This is a genomic window from Halomonas borealis, assembly GCF_004798905.1.
GTDB classification, from domain to species: domain Bacteria; phylum Pseudomonadota; class Gammaproteobacteria; order Pseudomonadales; family Halomonadaceae; genus Halomonas; species Halomonas borealis.
On the sequence record NZ_SDMO01000003.1, the window covers coordinates 1 to 15,757 of the forward strand.

The window sequence follows — 15,757 nt, forward strand, 5'->3', positions numbered from 1 at the left end:
GCTCAGCGCCGATGGTAGTGTGGGAGTTCCCATGCGAGAGTAGGTCATCGTCAGGCACTTATTACGAGAAAACCCCGACTCATTGAGTCGGGGTTTTTTCATGTCAGGACGCTCGATGAGGGCGGACTAATCGAGCCCAGGGGCCTGCCCGAGCCCCGCACCCGACGACGTGAAAGCCGAGCCTCCGGGCTCGGCTTTCTTATTATTGTCCGCTGGGGCGGGATAAGGCGCAGGGGGATGGCATCACCCGGGGCGTGATTAATAGCTGGGCCATACGCCGGGTGTGGCGAGCTCCAACAGGTGCTCGTCGGGGTCGCGGAAGTAGAGGCTTTCCCCGCCCCGCGGCCAGTGGGTACGGCCCTCGATCGCGACGCCGTGGTCATGTAGCCGGGCCTCCCAGGCCGCCAGGTCGTGGGCGGCGATGGAGAAGGCCATATGCACCCGGCCGCCGCCGTCGTGGGGTGGGATGGTCCCCATGTCGTCGGGCAACACCACCGTCTCCTGTGTCTCGCCGTCGAGGAACAGCAGCAGCACCGATCCGGCGCCGGCATCGTAGGCGGTGAAGCGATGATCCGCGGTGAAGGGCACGAGCCCCATCACGTCCTCGAAGAAGCCCCGTCCCCGGGGCATGTCCATCACGTAGAGGGCCGTTTCCAATACGCCATTGAGTTCGGGCATGTGGTGTCCTCGCTGTGTCGTCTGGCTATCAGCCTAGCAGCGTCGGGCCGGCGGCCCTGGGGCGTTCCTAGTCGGCACCCCAGAACCACCATGCGATCAGGATGATCAGTGCCAGCCCGGCGAGATTGATGATCCAGTTCATGTGGACGGCTCCTCCTTGGGGGATGAGGCGCGGTCCTCCCGGTCAGGGCGGAACCCGCGCAGGCGACTGGCGTTGCCGACCACGGTGATCGACGAGGCCGACATGGCCGCGCCGGCGATCACCGGCGATAGCAGGCTGCCGGTGAGCGGATAGAGCGCGCCGGCGGCGAGGGGGATGCCGAGCACGTTGTAGCCGAAGGCACCCACCAGGTTCTGCTTGATGTTGGCCAAGGTGGCACGGCTGATGGCGATGGCATCGGCCACGCCGTGCAGCGAGTCGCGCATCAGGGTGATGCCGGCGCTCTCGATGGCGACATCGGTGCCCTGGCCGATGGCGAAGCCGACATCGGCCCGGGCCAGGGCGGGAGCATCGTTGATCCCGTCGCCGACCATGCCCACCGTTTCGCCGTTTGCCTGCCGCCGTTCGATCTCGGCATGCTTGTCCTCGGGCAACAGCCCGGCGCGTACCTCGTCGATGCCCACCGCGTCGGCGATGGCACGGGCGGTGTGCTCGTTGTCGCCGGTCAGCATCACCAGGGTCAGTCCTTCGTCCCGTAGGCGTGCGACGGCCGCCTCGGCGTCGGCGCGCAGCGGGTCGCTGACGCCGAACAGGGCGACGAGCCGGCCGTCGATGGCCAGCTGGACGACGGTGCGGGCCTGGCCTTCCAGCGATTCGACTCGCGCCTCTCCTCGGGTGAGATCGATACCGGCCTCTTTGAGTAGCCGGGCGTTGCCGAGCAGTAGCGTCCGTCCATCGGTCGTGTTGGCACGCACGCCACCGCCGGTCACGCTGGTGAAGTCGCGGATCTCGGCCGGCTCGGCGTCCTGCTGCTCGGCGTGAGCGAGCAGGGCGGCGGCCAGCGGGTGCTCGGAACCGCGTTCCAGAGCCGCGACCAGGCCTAGCACCGTCTGCTCGTCGCCCTCAAGCACCTCGGCCTCGGTGACCCCCGGCTTGCCCTCGGTGAGGGTGCCGGTCTTGTCGACGACCAGGGTGGTCAGCCGGCTGGCGGTCTGCAATGCCTCGCCGCTTCTCACCAGTACGCCGTGCTCGGCGGCCTTGCCGACGCCGACCATGGTGGAGATCGGTGTGGCCAGGCCCAGTGCGCAGGGGCAAGCGATGATCAGCACCGTGCTGGCGGTGACCAGCATGTGCAGCACGCGGGGCTCGGCGCCGACATTGAACCAGATCAGCGCCGTCAGCACGGCGATGATCATCACCGCCGGCACGAAGATGCCGGAGATGGTATCGGCGAGACGACCGATGGGCGGCCGCGAGGCCTGGGCGCGGGCCACCTGTTCGGTGATGCGGCCGAGCCGGGTGTCGGCCCCTACGCGCGTCGCACGATAGACCAACCCACCCTGGCCGTTGACGGTACCGGCGCTGACCTCATCGCCGGCCGCCTTGGCCATCGGGTGAGGTTCGCCGGTGAGCATGGATTCATCGAGGTGGCTTTCGCCCTCGGTGACTTCGCCATCCACCGGGAGGCGCTCGCCGGGGCGCACTCGCAGGTGGTCGCCTTCGCGCACCGAGTCGACCTCCACTTCGAGCTCCTGGCCGTCGCGGATCACCCGAGCGGTACGGCTCTGCAGGTCGAGCAGGCGGCGCAGGGCGTCGCTGGTGCGGCCCTTGGCCTTCAGCTCGAGGGCGTTGCCCAGCAACACCAGGCCGATCACCATCGCCGAGGCCTCGAAGTAGAGGCCGCGGGCCATCTCGGGCAGCACTTCGGCGAAGGCCAGCACCGCCATGGAGTAGAGCCAGGCGGTGCCGGTGCCCATGGCGATCAGGGTATCCATGTTGGCCTGGTGATGGCGCAGGTTCTTCCAGGCGTTGCGGAAGAAGTGCCGGCCGGGCCCGGCCATCACGGCCAGGGTCAGCAGCCCCACCACCAGCCAGGCCCAGCGCCCGGCGCCGAGCGGCTGGGGATGATAGACGAACATGCTGACCATCAGTGGTACCGCCAGCGAGAGCGATAGGACGCTGCCGCGCATCCGGCGACGATACTCCACGGCATCACGTTCGGCGCGAGCCCGCTCGGCTTCACGTAGGTCGAGGATCGGCTCGGCGCCGTAGCCGACCGCGTCCACGGCATCGATCAGCGCCTGTTGGTCGGCGCTGCCACGGACCTGGGCGGTCTGGTTGCCGAGGTTGACCGCGGCCGAGGCGACGCCCGGGACGCGTTCCAGCGCCTGCTGCACGCTCTTCACGCAACCGGCGCAGGTCATGCCGGTAATGGACAGACGCTGAATGGTCGCCTCGCCATCATCGGGCTCCGGGGCAGGCGTCGCTTCGGGCTCGGGTGCGACCCCGATAGCATCGTCGTCGGTCGACTGGCCCGGTGGGTAGCCGGCCTCGTTCAGGATCTGATCCAGCTCGGGCCCGCTCAGCCGGGTGTTGGCCTCGAGCCGCTGCTCGCCCGGGGTGCCGGTGACCTCGGCCTCGGCGTCCTGAGCCTGAATGGCGCGGCGCATCGTGGCCACGCAGCCCTGGCAGCTCATGCCGGGGACTCGCCGCTCGTGGCGTATTGGGGCACTCATGTTGAAGCCTCCTCTGAACCGTCCTTCGGTGTCTCGGGGATGGTCTCGATCAGCCGGCACAGGCTGTGGCCGTTCGGGACGCCATCCGGCAGCTCCTCCCAGGCCGCTAGCGCCTCCTCCATGCGGCTGGCCAGGGCCTCGAGCTCATGGATGCGATGGCGGATCTCCGGCAGGCGATGGGCCAACAGGTCACGGACCAGGGGGCAGGGCGAGTCGCCGCGATCGGCCTGCTCGAGGATCGCGCGGATCTCGGCGACGCCGAAGCCCAGGGTGCGGGCGCGCTGGATGAAGCGCAGCCGACGCAGCTCGGTGTCGTCGTAGAGCTGGTAGCCGTTGTGTGGATCGCGCTCGGGGCGCAGCAGCCCCTCGCGGGTATAGTGGCGCACGGTCTCGGCGGTAACACCGGCGTGGTGCGCGAGTTCGCTAACCTTCATGGCGGCGTCTCCTGGAAGAGGAGGGTAGGCATGCAGTGTAAAACCTTTGGGTTACACCATGGTCAAGGCGGCCAGGCGGTGCCCGCCACGATCGCGGGAGGAGAAAGCTAACTCCTTGTTACCCATGGCAATGACGTGATCGTTGTACCAAAGTATTAGAAGAATATGGATTTAAAACGATCGTTTGTCCTTGATCCCGACAAGGACTTCTGACGACACTGACGGTCAACCGCTGCATCACCATAACAACAGCAATACCAAGGAGCCGTGCCATGCCCCTCATGCCTCGCCAACTCACCGTCGCCGTCGCTCTGGCCTCCGCGGCCCTGGTGTCCGCCCAGGCCGCCGCCACGGGCTTCCAGGTCCGCGAACAGAGCGCCAAGACCCTGGCCAACGCCTTCTCCAACACCGCCGCCGGCGCCGAGGATGCCAGCTTCATGGCTTACAACCCGGCCGCCATCGGCAACATCGATGGCAGCCAGGTGGCCGGTGGCGTGTCCTATATCGATGCCACCTTCGAGCTGCAGGATGCCGAGGCGTCGAATGTGCTCGGCGCGCCTTATTCTTCTATGGCGTCCGGGGAAGGGGGCGAGTCGGCCGTGGTACCGAGTTTCGCCGCCAAGACCCAGCTTGACGAGCGTTGGGACCTGGGCCTGGCGATCTACTCGCCCTATGGCCTCTCCACCAAGTACGACGAAGACTGGATCGGCCGCTATCATGCCGTCGAGACCGAGCTTAAGACGATCGATATTCAGCCGACCCTGAACTATCGGGCCACCGATCGCCTTAACCTGGCCGTCGGCCTGCGTGCCGAATATGCCGATGCCACGCTATCCAATGCCGTTGATCTTGGTTCCGCGGGTGCTGGTGCCGGTCAGTTGCCACCCTCGGCGATCGGAAACGCCGATGGCATGGCCGAGGTCACCGGGGATGACTGGGGGTATGGCTATACGCTGGGTGCACTCTTCCAGGTCACCGACCAGACGCGGCTCGGCGCCAGCTATCGTTCCGAGATCGACCTGACGCTCGAGGGTGACGTCGATTACAGCTCCGACAATGCCGCGGGGCAGGCGGTGCTGGGCGGGGCTCAGGCCATGGGGCAGTTGCAGGACGCCGGTGGCACGGCGGAGCTGACCACCCCGGCCAACTTCAACCTTGGCATCCATCACCAGTTGACCGACCGGCTCGCGTTGATGGCCAACGCCGAGTGGACCGAGTGGAGCAGTTTCGATGAACTCGTCGTCAAGTCGGAGGGGCAGGACATAAGCACCACCACCGAGAACTGGGACGACACCTGGGCCTTCTCGGTCGGTGCCAACTATGCGCTGAACCGCCAGTGGACCCTGCGCGGCGGCCTGGGGATCGACGAGACGCCGGTGCCGAGCGCCGAGTATCGCACCCCGCGGGTGCCGGATGCCGACCGTCGCTGGGCGTCGCTCGGTGCCACCTACCGGCCGACCGAGAACCTGGGCATCACCGCCGGCTATCTGCGCATCTTCGGCGACGACGTCGACATGGACCAAGATGCGACCCCGACCAACGAGAACGCCAGCCGTGGCAACCTCTCGGGGACCTATGAAGTCGCGGCCGATGTCTTCGCGCTGTCGATGGACTACCGCTTCTAAGCGTGGTGCTGCCGCGCGGCAAGCGCTCCGTTACCCGACGAACCCCGGCCACTGGCCGGGGTTCTTGGTGATGACGGGCGGGTTCAGGCGGCCGCCTCCTCGAGGAAGGCCGCGCGCATTAGCTCGCGGGTGTAGGCCTCGCGCGGGGTCTCGAACAGCGTCTCGGTGTCGCCCTGCTCGACGACTTCACCCTGCTTCATCACCAGCACGGTATCGGCCAGGGCGCGCACCACGGCCAGGTCGTGGCTGATGAACAGGTAGGTCAGGCCGTGCCGGGCCTGCAGGTCACGCAGCAGCTCGATCACCGTGGCCTGCACCGAGCGGTCCAGCGCCGAGGTGGGTTCGTCGAGCAGCAGGAACTCGGGCTTGAGCACCAGCGCCCGGGCGATGGCGATGCGCTGGCGCTGACCGCCGGAGAACTCGTGGGGGTAGCGTCGGCGCATCGCCGGGTCCAGGGCGACCTCGCGTAGCGCCTCCTGGACCCGGGCATCGCGCTCCCGGGCGGAGAGCTCCAGGGCGTGCACCTTCAGGCCCTCGCCGACGATCTCGCCCACCGTCAGGCGCGGCGACAGCGAGCCGAAGGGATCCTGGAAGACCACCTGTATCCGCGAGCGCAGGGGTCGCATGGCCGAGGCATTCAGGCCGTCCAGGGCGGTATCGTCGAAGCGGATGTCGCCTCGGCTGTCGAGCAGTCGCAGCAGGGCGCGCCCCAGCGTCGACTTGCCGGAGCCTGACTCTCCGACGATGCCCACCGTCTGGCCGCGACGGATCGACAGATCGATGCCGCGCACCGCCTCGAAATAGGTCGAGGGCCGGAAGAGCCGTTTGTTGAGCGAGAAGCGCACGCGAACGTCGCGGGCCTCGAGCAGCAGCGGGGCGTCGGCCGTCACCGGCGCCTTGCGCCCGCGTGGCTCGGCGTCGATCAGCATCCGCGTGTAGGCGTGGCGCGGCGCGGCGAACAGCGCGGCGGTCTCGCCGTGCTCCACCAGCTCGCCCTGGCGCATCACGCACACGCGGTCGGCGAAGTGGCGCACGATGCCCAGGTCGTGGGTGATGAACAGGATCGCCATGCCGTCGCGCCGCTGCAGGTCCTTGAGCAGGGCCAGGATCTGCGCCTGGACGGTGACGTCGAGTGCCGTGGTCGGCTCGTCGGCGATCAGCAGCTTGGGCTCGCAGGCCAACGCCATGGCGATCATCACCCGCTGGCGCTGGCCGCCGGAGAGCTCGTAGGGATAGCTGTCGATGCGCCGTTCGGGCTCGGGGATGCCGACGCGTTCGAGCAGTTCCCGCACCCGCGCCCGGGCCGCCCGGCCCTTGAGCCCACGGTGACGCTCGAGTACCTCGCCGATCTGGCGGCCGATGCGATGCAGCGGATTGAGCGAGGTCATCGGCTCCTGGAAGATCATCGCGATGTCGTTGCCGCGCAGCCGGCGCAGGCGCTTCGGGGTGGCGGCGAGCAGGTCCTCGCCTTCAAAACGGATGGCGCCGTGGGTACGGGCCAGTTCCGGGAGCAGGCCCATGGCGGCGGTGGAGGACACCGACTTGCCGGAGCCGGATTCGCCGACCAGCGCCAGGGTTTCGCCCGCGTGGATGCGGAAACTGACATCCTTGACGGCGGTGACGGCACCGCCCGGCAGGTCGAAGTCGACCCCCAGGCGATCGATCTCGAGCAGTGGCTTTGGCATCTTCCGCTCCTGATTTAGCTCTTGTTCGTGGCATGAAGGCACCGGTTCATATCGCCAGTGGCGTGATGAACCGGCGCGTCCCTCAGCGGGTTTTCGGGTCCAGGGCATCCCTCAGCCCATCGCCCAGGAAGTTGAGGCAGAACAGCGTCAGCGCCAGGAACACCGAGGGCACCAGCAGCATCCAGGGGGCGGTCTCCATCATGTCCTTGCCTTCGCTGATCAGCACGCCCCAGCTGGTCAGCGGCTCCTGGACGCCGAGCCCCAGGAACGACAGGAAGCTCTCCAGCAGGATCACCTTGGGCACGGTGAGGGTGACGTAGACGATCACCGGGCCGATGGCGTTGGGGATCAGGTGGCGGGTGACGATCTTGCGATCCTTGACGCCGAGGGCATGGGCGGCCTCCACGAACTCGCGGCGCTTGAGCGCCAGCACCTGGCCGCGCACGATGCGCGACATGTCCAGCCACTCCACGGCGCCGATGGCGGCATAGATCAGTAGGATGTTGCGGCCGAACACCACCATCAGCAGGATCACCAGGAACATGAAGGGCAGCGAGTACATGATGTCGACGAAGCGCATCATCAGGTTGTCGACGCGCCCGCCCAGGTAGCCGGCGACGGCGCCGTAGAGCACGCCGATCGCCAGGCTGACCAGGGTGGCCACCAGCGCCACGGACAGCGAGACACGCCCGCCATGGAGGGTCCGGGTGAGCAGGTCGCGGCCATTGGCGTCGGTGCCGGCATAGTGGCCGTCGGCCAGGCTCGGCGGGGTGAGGAAGGCGTTCCAGTCCACCTCGTCCAGCGCCCAGGGCGTCAGCCAGGGGCCGGCCACGCAGGCCAGGGTCACCAGGGCCAGCAGCACCAGGCTGGTGGTGGCGGCCTTGTTCTGCTTGAGGCGGCGCCAGGCTTCGCGGGCCAGGCTGTCGCCGGCGATATCGGGGGTCGAGACAGCGGTATCAGTCGTCATAGCGGATCTGCGGGTCGAGGGCGGAATAGATCAGGTCGACGATCAGGTTCAGCAGCACGATCAGTGCGCCGTAGAACACCACCGTGCCCATCACCAGGGTGTAGTCGCGGTTCAGGGCGGCCTGGACGAAGTAGCGGCCGATCCCCGGGATGCCGAAGATCTGCTCAATCACCACCGAGCCGGTGATGATCCCGGCGATCGCCGGCCCCAGGTAGGAGACTACCGGCAGCATCGCCGGGCGGATGGCGTGGCGTCGGATCACCTCGGTCTCCGTCAGGCCCTTGGCCCGGGCGGTACGGATGAAGTGGCTGCCGAGGACCTCGATCATGCTGGCGCGCATCATCCGCGCGATGTAGGCGATCTGCTGGATCGACAGCGCCACCACCGGCAGCACCAGGTTGGGCCAGGCGCCGTCGTTCCAGCCGCCCACCGGCAGCCAGGCCAGGAAGACGCCGAACACCAGCGCCAGCAGCGGGGCGATCACGAAGTTGGGAATCGCCACCCCGGCCAGTGCGGTGCCCATCACCAGGTAGTCGACGGTGGAGTTGCGCTTGAGTGCGGCGATGATCCCCAGCGGCAGGCCGATCAGCAGCGCCAGGCCGATGGCCCAGAACCCGAGCTCCAGGCTCACCGGGAAGCCCTGGGCGACCAGTTCGGTGACGGTGAAGTCCTTGTATTTGAACGACGGGCCGAGATCGCCCTGGAGCAGGTTGCCCATGTAGATCAGGTACTGCTTCCAGATGGGATCGTCCAGATGGTAGGTGGCCAGCAGGTTGGCCTCGATCTCCGCCGGCAGCTGGCGCTCGCCGTCGAAGGGACCGCCCGGGGCCAGATGCATCAAAAAGAACGACAGGGTGATGACGATCAGCAGCGTCGGAACCGCCATCAGTAGGCGCTTCAGGGTATAGCGGAGCATGCGGAACCCTCAGGCCCCGGGAACTCCCGGGGCCATCGCTAGGTGAAGGAAGGAGAGGTTCAGTCCTCGAAGTCGATCCAGCGCGAGCGGTGGATGTCCTCGATGTTGGTCTGCCAACCGCTCAGGTCGGGGCTGACCAGGTTGCGCGAGACGTAGTAGTAGAGGGGCAGGACGGCGCTGTCTTCCAGGGCCAGGGCCTCCGCTTCGGACATCAGCTCGGCGCGGGTGTCCATGTCCTGGGTTTCGGCGGCCTGGTCCATCAGGGTGTCGAACTCGGCGTTGCTGTAGGCGCCGTAGTTGTTGGCGACCCCGCTCTCCAGCAGGCTCAGGAAGTTCTGGGCATCGTTGTAGTCGCCGATCCAGCCGGCGCGGGCCACGTCGAAGTCGCCCTGGCGCATGTCGGCGTAATGGACCGCGACCTCGGAGTTGTAGAGCTCCACTTCCACGCCCAGCGGTTTCCACATGGCGGCCAGGGCGATGGCCACCTTGCGATGGTCTTCGCTGGTGTTGTAGCGCAGCTGCAGCTCCAGCGGCTGATCTGGGCCATAGCCGGCCTCTTCGATCAGCATCTTGGCGCGCTCCAGGCGAGCCTCCTGACTCATCTCGGCGATGTCGGACTCCGGCCCCTCATAGTGGGCCACGTCCGGCGGCACGAAGCTGTAGGCGGGCTGTTCGCCGGTGCCGAGGATCTTGTCGGTGATCACCTCGCGGCGCACCGCCAGGCTCAGCGCCTCGCGGATTCGAGGGTCGGTGGTGGCGTGGCCGTCGCGGATGTTGAGCGCGTAGTAGTAGATGCCGAGATACGGCGCCACCTGCACGGCCTCCGGCAGGTTCTCCTTGAGCCAGTCGTACTGCTGGGTGGGGAATTCCCGGGCGATGTCGATCTCGCCGGCGCGGAAGCGGTTCAGCGCGGTGTTGCGCTCCTCGATGGGGAAGTACACCACCTCGTCCAGCGCGACGTTCTCGGCGTCGTGGAAGTGCGGGTTGCGGGTGGCCTCGATGCGCGTCTGGGACTGCCAGTCCTGCAGGGCGAAGGCGCCGTTGGAGACCATGTGCTCGGGCTTGGACCAGTCATCGCCGTATTCCTCCACCACGTGCTTGGGCAGCGGGTAGGCGGTGTAGTGGGCCAGCTGATCGAGGAAGTAGGGGGTGGAGCGCTCCAGGGTGATGCGCAGGGTGCGTTCATCGACGGCCTCGATGCCCAGCGTGCTCGGTTCAGCCTCGTCGGCGTAGACGGCTTCGGCGTTCTCGACCGGGTACAGCAGGTAGGCATAGCTGGCGGCGGTGGCCGGGTCGAGGATGCGGCGGAAGGCGAAGACGAAGTCACCGGCGGTGACCGGGGTGCCATCGGACCACTGGGCATCCTCGCGCAGGGCGAAGGTATAGACCGTGCCGTCGTCGGAGACCTCCCAGGATTCGGCGACGCCGGGGATGCGCTCGCCGTCGGCGGCTTCGGTGACCAGGCCCTCGAAGAGATCGCCGACCACGTCGTTTTCCCAGGTGCCGCTGATCTTGTGAGGGTCGAGGGAGGCGGGCTCGCCCATGATGGCGAGGCGCAGGGTATCGGCCTGCAGCGGGGAGGCGGCCAGGCCGGTGGCCAGCAGCAGGCTGCCGGCGAACAAGGACGTCTTGCGCATGAATCACTCCGGAGTTTGTGGTTGTTGGAGCTTTTTTGTCTGAGTCTTACCCTCGCCGAGAGCCGGGCCGGGGTCCATTTGAAATTGCGCATGAGATCATCCACGAATTCGATACCTCCGCCGTGGCGCCTGCCGTGGGATGGCCGCTGGCGGCTCGTTTCGCTACAATGGGCGTCTTTTCTCCGCCGTCGGCGCCTGGCGCCGGCGCGCGTCTCACCTCCCTTGGATTCAGGCGATCCCCATGCTGGAAACCAACCCGATCAACCACCTCATCAAGGACCTGTCTGAGCGGACAGAAGTCCTGAGGGGGTATCTTTGACTATGCCGAAAAGAAGGATCGGCTAGAGGAAGTCACCCGCGAGCTCGAGGACCCCGAGGTCTGGAGCGATCCGGACCATGCTCAGAAACTGGGCAAGGAGCGGGCGACCCTCGAGACCATCGTCGCCACCATCGATGAGCTGGAGCAGGGCCTGGCGGACAGCGCCGACCTGCTGGAGCTGGCCGAGATGGAGGAAGACGAGGGCACCGTCGAGGAGGTCCAGCGCGAGCTGGCGACCCTCCAGGCCAGCCTCGAGAAGCTCGAGTTCCGGCGCATGTTCTCCGGCGAGATGGACGAGAACAACGGCTATCTCGATATCCAGGCGGGGTCCGGCGGCACCGAGGCTCAGGATTGGGCCAATATCCTGCTGCGCATGTACCTGCGCTGGGCCGAGCATCACGGCTTCAAGGCCGAGATCAGCGAGCTCTCCGTCGGCGATGTGGCGGGCATCAAGTCGGCGTCGGTGCACGTCCAGGGCGAGTACGCCTTCGGCTGGCTGCGCACCGAGACCGGCGTGCATCGCCTGGTGCGCAAGAGCCCGTTCGATTCCGGCGGTCGTCGCCATACGTCCTTCGCCTCGGTGTTCCTGTCGCCGGAGGTGGACGACAGCTTCGAGGTCGAGCTCAATCCCTCGGATCTGCGCGTCGACACCTATCGTTCCAGCGGCGCCGGCGGCCAGCACGTCAACACCACCGATTCGGCGGTGCGCATCACCCACGAGCCGACCGGCATCGTGGTGGCCTGTCAGAGCCAGCGCAGCCAGCACGCCAACCGCGACTTCGCCATGAAACAGCTCCGGGCGAAGCTGTGGGAGCACGAGATGGAGAAGCGCAACGCCGCCAAGCAGGCGGCCGAGGACTCCAAGGCCGACATCGGTTGGGGCAGCCAGATTCGCTCCTACGTGCTGGACGACCAGCGCATCAAGGACCTGCGCACCGGCGTGCAGTCCAGCAGCTGTGAGAAGGTGCTGGACGGCGATCTGGACCAATTCATCGAGGCGAGCCTCAAGCAAGGCCTATAGCCTGCTGCGCTCGCCGATACGGCGTTGCCCCTCGGTCAGAGATGCGCATTGACGGCTCGTCAACACCGCGCTCTGCCCGAGGGGCGCCTTGTCTCGGCGACGCTCGCGCGGCTCTAGGTGAGATGTCTCTGTATTCGACACCATGATTTAACAGGTAGCGACATGGCTAACCAGGACACTTCCCAGGACGAGAACCACCTGATCGCGGAACGGCGCGGCAAGCTGGCCGAGCGTCGTGAGCGCGCCACCCGCGACGGTGGCAGTGCCTTCCCCAACGATTTCCGGCGTGACAGCACCGCCGCCGAGCTCGATGCCGAGCTGGGCGACAAGGACAAGCCCGAGCTCGAGGCGCTGGCGCGGCCCGCCGCCGTGGCCGGGCGCATCATGCGCAAGCGTGGTCCGTTCATCGTCATCCAGGATGCCAGCGGCCAGACCCAGCTCTATGTCGACAAGAAGGGCCTGCCGGCGGACGTGCTCGAGGACATCAAGGGCTGGGACATCGGCGACATCGTCGCCGGTCGCGGCCCGGTGCAGAAATCCGGCAAGGGCGACCTCTACGTGATGATGGAAGAGGCGCGCCTGCTGACCAAGAGCCTGCGGCCGCTGCCCGACAAGTTCCACGGCCTGACCGACATGGAAGCCCGCTACCGTCAGCGCTACGTGGACCTGATCATGAACCCCGACTCCCGCGAGGTCTTCCGGACCCGCGCCGGGGTGATCAGCGCCATGCGCCGCTTCTTCGAGGATCATGGTTACATGGAGGTCGAGACGCCGATGCTCCAGCCGATCCCCGGTGGCGCCTCGGCTCGGCCCTTCGTCACCCACCACAACGCGCTGGACATCGACATGTACCTGCGTGTCGCCCCCGAGCTCTACCTCAAGCGCCTGGTGGTGGGCGGCTTCGAGCGGGTCTTCGAGATCAATCGCAACTTCCGCAACGAGGGGCTGTCGACCCGGCACAACCCCGAGTTCACCATGATCGAGTTCTATCAGGCCTATGCCGATTACCAGGACCTGATGGATCATACCGAGGCCATGCTGCGCGAGGTCACCCAGCGGGTGTTGGGCACCACCACCGTCACCAATACGGTGCGCGATGCCGACGGCGAGGTGCTGGAGAGCTACGAATACGACTTCGGCCAGCCGCTGCGCCGGCTCAGCGTGTTCGATGCCATCCTCGAATATAACCCCGACATCCACGCCGAGGCGCTGGCCGATGAAACGGCCGCGCGGCAGATCGCCGAGCGCCTGGACATCGACGTCAAGGACGGCTGGGGGCTCGGCAAGGTGCAGATCGAGATATTCGAGAAGACCGTCGAGCATCGCCTCCAGCAGCCGACCTTCATCACCGATTATCCGACCGAAGTCAGCCCGCTGGCGCGGCGCAAGGACAGCGATCCCTTCGTCACCGAGCGTTTCGAGTTCTTCGTCGGCGGTCGCGAGATCGCCAACGGCTTCTCGGAGCTCAACGACGCCGAGGACCAGGCCGAGCGCTTCGCCGCCCAGGTGGCCGAGAAGGACGCCGGCGACGACGAGGCCATGTACTTCGATGCCGACTATGTGCGCGCCCTGGAGGTTGGCCTGCCGCCGACCGCCGGGGAGGGCATCGGCATCGATCGGCTGGTGATGCTGCTGACCGATAGCGCCTCGATCCGCGACGTGCTGTTGTTCCCGGCCATGCGGCCCTCTGGAGACTGAAGGCGCCGCGCGTCGGCCAGGCGGCGTTGCTCGGGGGCTCGCTTTGATCATGTACGAACGCGTACATTCCGCCAGCGACCCCCCGCGCGCCGAGCCTGAACCTGGCTCGCGACCTTCCGCGTGTTGGAAGAGGCGTGTTTGGCGTCAGGGCAGGCAGATCGGTCGGGAAGTGTTGGTAACGAGCGCCCCTGGCGCCCATAATGGCAGCGTTTCGACGTCGAGGAGACCGCGATGAAACTGCTCAACCGTTCCGCCCTGAGCATCAGGCCGACCCAGCACTTCGTCGACTGGGTCAATGACCTGGAACCGACCCAGGGTGACGATGACCTCTCGCTCGGCGACGTCGAAAGGGAAAGTACCGTCTATCTGATCCCGGAGATGGACACCCCCGAGGCCCTCGAAGGCTTCGTGCGTGAGCGCTACCTCGAGATCCTCGAGACCGAACTGCGGGCTTGGGAAGAAGACGAGCGTCAATGGCCCGAGACCCTCGATTGGGCGCTGTTCCAGCGCTTCCTGTGCTTCGAATACAGCTACCTGGCCGTCGACCTCGACGACGAGGCCCCCCTCGAGGTCGCCGAAGTGGACGACAACCTGCTGCTGGAGACGGATCAGGACTGATTCCGCCGTCTTCTGGCATGCCCATATCGAGAAAACCGGCCTTGGCCGGTTTTCTCGTCAGTGACGATGCCCCATGAGCCGACTCTTCTCGAACCGCCCCGGCGACGATGGCCTGCCGGGTTCCGAGCGTCGCCTGGCCGTGCTGGCGCTGGTCCTCGGCACCACCATGTCGGTGATGGACAACTCCATGGTCAACCTGGCGCTGCCCTCCATCGCCGCCGACCTCGGGGTGACGTCGGCCGAGGCGGTGTGGGTGACCAACCTTTTCCAGGTGGCCTGCGCGGCCTTCCTGCTGGTGTTCGCGGCATTGAGCGAGATCGTCGGCCGGCGCCGGATCTACCTGGGCGGGCTGGCGCTGTTCGTCATCGCCGCGCTGGGCTGTGCGTTGTCGCGCAGCCTGGAGACGCTATTGGCCTTTCGTGCCCTGCAGGGCGTGGGGGCGGCGGCGACGCTGTCGATCGGGCCCTCGCTGTACCGCGCCATCTTCCCCTCGCGGCTGCTGGGCAGCGCCCTGGGGTTGAGCTCGTTGGTGGTCGGGGTCGGCTATGCCGCGGGGCCGGCGCTGGGCGGGGCGATCCTCTCGGTGACCGGCTGGCCCTGGCTGTTCGCGTTCCCGGTGCTGCCGGCGCTGGGGGCGATCGCCCTGGCCTGGCGGGCCTTGCCCGTGGAGCCGGGTCGCCGCGGCGGCTTCGATGGCTGGGGCGCGCTGTTGGCGATGTTCACGCTGGCCGGCTTCTTCATGGCGCTGGATGGCAACGGCGGGGTGCCGGGCGCCGCGACCCTCGTCTGGCTGGCCCTCAGCCTGATCGCCGGCGCCGCCTTCCTGGCCCGCCAGCGCCGCGCGCCCTATCCGCTGATGGCGCTGTCGATGTTCGCCGAGCGCCGCTTCAGCCTGGCGGTTTCCGCCCAGGGGCTGGCCTTCGTCGGTCAGGGGCTGGCCTTCGTCGCGTTGTCCTTCCTCTATCAGCAGGAGATGGGCTTCTCGCTGCTGGAGACCGCCTGGCTGTTCACGCCCTGGCCGCTGACCATCATGGTGGCCGGGCCGCTCGCCGGGCGCCTGGCCGACCGCTTCAATCCCAGCCTGCTCAGCTCGGCGGGCCTGGTGTTGCTGTTGAGCGGCCTGGCCAGCCTGGCGCTGCTCGATGCCGATGCGAGCGTGACCGACTGCCTGTGGCGCACGGCGCTGTGCGGGCTCGGCTTCGGCTGCTTCCAGCCGCCCAACAATCGTGAACTGATGGGCAGCGTGCCGGCCGAGAAGAGCGCCAATGCCTCCGGCGTGATGAGCACCACGCGCACCGTGGGGCAGTCGCTGGGCGTGGCCCTGGTCGGGGCCGGCCTGGCCGCCGGGGCGCCGGTGCAGATGACGCTATGGGGCGGGGTGTTGGCCACCGGGCTGTCGCTTTTGGCCAGCTTGGGGCGCGTCTCGCTGGCCGGCGAGGCGCTGCGTGCCCGTCGTCGTGCCGCGGCCGAACGCGTACAATGA

At 67.2% G+C, this 15,757-nt stretch carries 12 protein-coding genes; 5 read left to right on the top strand and 7 right to left on the bottom strand.

Features of this window, described 5'->3' with window-relative positions:
• Positions 1–258: 258 nt before the first annotated feature.
• The 3 genes from ETC07_RS04285 to ETC07_RS04295 all read right to left on the bottom strand — a co-directional run bounded on the left by ETC07_RS04285 (position 259) and on the right by ETC07_RS04295 (position 3,788).
• Complete coding sequence (locus ETC07_RS04285) at positions 259–678, bottom strand: VOC family protein (protein WP_136247277.1); 420 nt, start codon at positions 676–678, stop codon at positions 259–261.
• 138 nt (positions 679–816) lie between these two features.
• On the bottom strand, positions 817–3,354 hold the full coding sequence (locus ETC07_RS04290; RefSeq protein WP_136247278.1) for a heavy metal translocating P-type ATPase: 2,538 nt from the start codon (positions 3,352–3,354) through the stop codon (positions 817–819).
• Positions 3,351–3,788, bottom strand: a complete 438-nt coding sequence (locus ETC07_RS04295) for a MerR family transcriptional regulator (protein ID WP_136247279.1) — start codon at positions 3,786–3,788, stop codon at positions 3,351–3,353. Before ETC07_RS04295 ends, ETC07_RS04290 begins: the two co-directional genes overlap by 4 nt.
• A gap of 272 nt (positions 3,789–4,060) precedes the next feature.
• Between ETC07_RS04295 and ETC07_RS04300 the strand changes: the two genes are divergently transcribed.
• Positions 4,061–5,413, top strand: coding sequence for an OmpP1/FadL family transporter (locus ETC07_RS04300; protein WP_136247280.1), 1,353 nt, complete (start codon positions 4,061–4,063; stop codon positions 5,411–5,413).
• A gap of 83 nt (positions 5,414–5,496) precedes the next feature.
• Here the strand turns inward: ETC07_RS04300 and ETC07_RS04305 are convergent, their stop codons facing one another.
• From ETC07_RS04305 to ETC07_RS04320, 4 genes are all read right to left on the bottom strand, one after another.
• Positions 5,497–7,098, bottom strand: coding sequence for an ABC transporter ATP-binding protein (locus ETC07_RS04305; RefSeq protein ID WP_136247281.1), 1,602 nt, complete (start codon positions 7,096–7,098; stop codon positions 5,497–5,499).
• Positions 7,099–7,180: 82 nt separating this feature from the next.
• Positions 7,181–8,065, bottom strand: a complete 885-nt coding sequence (locus tag ETC07_RS04310; protein WP_136247282.1) for an ABC transporter permease — start codon at positions 8,063–8,065, stop codon at positions 7,181–7,183.
• Complete coding sequence (gene oppB / locus ETC07_RS04315) at positions 8,055–8,981, bottom strand: oligopeptide ABC transporter permease OppB (protein WP_136247283.1); 927 nt, start codon at positions 8,979–8,981, stop codon at positions 8,055–8,057. The genes ETC07_RS04310 and oppB overlap by 11 nt, the downstream gene beginning before the upstream one ends.
• Before the next feature lie 59 nt (positions 8,982–9,040).
• Positions 9,041–10,618 (bottom strand): peptide ABC transporter substrate-binding protein, encoded by a 1,578-nt coding sequence (locus tag ETC07_RS04320; RefSeq protein WP_136247284.1) that lies wholly within the window; start codon positions 10,616–10,618, stop codon positions 9,041–9,043.
• Between the two features lie 241 nt (positions 10,619–10,859).
• On the opposite strand from ETC07_RS04320, the gene prfB reads away from it, so the two are divergent.
• From prfB to ETC07_RS04340, 4 genes are all read left to right on the top strand, one after another.
• A protein-coding gene (gene prfB, locus ETC07_RS04325; protein ID WP_136247285.1) for a peptide chain release factor 2 occupies positions 10,860–11,958 on the top strand; the annotation gives its coding sequence in 2 pieces (ribosomal slippage) (positions 10,860–10,934 and positions 10,936–11,958; 1,098 coding nt in all).
• A 162-nt stretch (positions 11,959–12,120) separates the two neighbouring features.
• On the top strand, positions 12,121–13,656 hold the full coding sequence (lysS, locus tag ETC07_RS04330; protein ID WP_136247286.1) for a lysine--tRNA ligase: 1,536 nt from the start codon (positions 12,121–12,123) through the stop codon (positions 13,654–13,656).
• Positions 13,657–13,887: 231 nt separating this feature from the next.
• Positions 13,888–14,274 carry a hypothetical protein gene (locus tag ETC07_RS04335; protein WP_136247287.1) on the top strand — a complete coding sequence of 129 codons (387 nt, stop codon included), beginning with the start codon at positions 13,888–13,890 and terminating at the stop codon, positions 14,272–14,274.
• A 73-nt stretch (positions 14,275–14,347) separates the two neighbouring features.
• Positions 14,348–15,757: an MFS transporter gene (locus ETC07_RS04340; RefSeq protein ID WP_136247288.1), complete on the top strand. Its 1,410-nt coding sequence runs from the start codon at positions 14,348–14,350 to the stop codon at positions 15,755–15,757.

What these genes read in the sequence shown, in the direction of transcription:
- ETC07_RS04285 (WP_136247277.1), bottom strand. Translation starts at nt 678, where the DNA reads ATGCCCGAACTCAATGGCGTATTGGAAACGGCCCTCTACGTGATGGAC.
- ETC07_RS04295 (WP_136247279.1), bottom strand. Translation starts at nt 3,788, where the DNA reads ATGAAGGTTAGCGAACTCGCGCACCACGCCGGTGTTACCGCCGAGACC.
- ETC07_RS04310 (WP_136247282.1), bottom strand. Translation starts at nt 8,065, where the DNA reads ATGACGACTGATACCGCTGTCTCGACCCCCGATATCGCCGGCGACAGC.
- ETC07_RS04335 (WP_136247287.1), top strand. Translation starts at nt 13,888, where the DNA reads ATGAAACTGCTCAACCGTTCCGCCCTGAGCATCAGGCCGACCCAGCAC.
- ETC07_RS04300 (WP_136247280.1), top strand. Translation starts at nt 4,061, where the DNA reads ATGCCCCTCATGCCTCGCCAACTCACCGTCGCCGTCGCTCTGGCCTCC.
- lysS (WP_136247286.1), top strand. Translation starts at nt 12,121, where the DNA reads ATGGCTAACCAGGACACTTCCCAGGACGAGAACCACCTGATCGCGGAA.
- oppB (WP_136247283.1), bottom strand. Translation starts at nt 8,981, where the DNA reads ATGCTCCGCTATACCCTGAAGCGCCTACTGATGGCGGTTCCGACGCTG.
- ETC07_RS04305 (WP_136247281.1), bottom strand. Translation starts at nt 7,098, where the DNA reads ATGCCAAAGCCACTGCTCGAGATCGATCGCCTGGGGGTCGACTTCGAC.
- ETC07_RS04290 (WP_136247278.1), bottom strand. Translation starts at nt 3,354, where the DNA reads ATGAGTGCCCCAATACGCCACGAGCGGCGAGTCCCCGGCATGAGCTGC.
- ETC07_RS04320 (WP_136247284.1), bottom strand. Translation starts at nt 10,618, where the DNA reads ATGCGCAAGACGTCCTTGTTCGCCGGCAGCCTGCTGCTGGCCACCGGC.
- ETC07_RS04340 (WP_136247288.1), top strand. Translation starts at nt 14,348, where the DNA reads ATGAGCCGACTCTTCTCGAACCGCCCCGGCGACGATGGCCTGCCGGGT.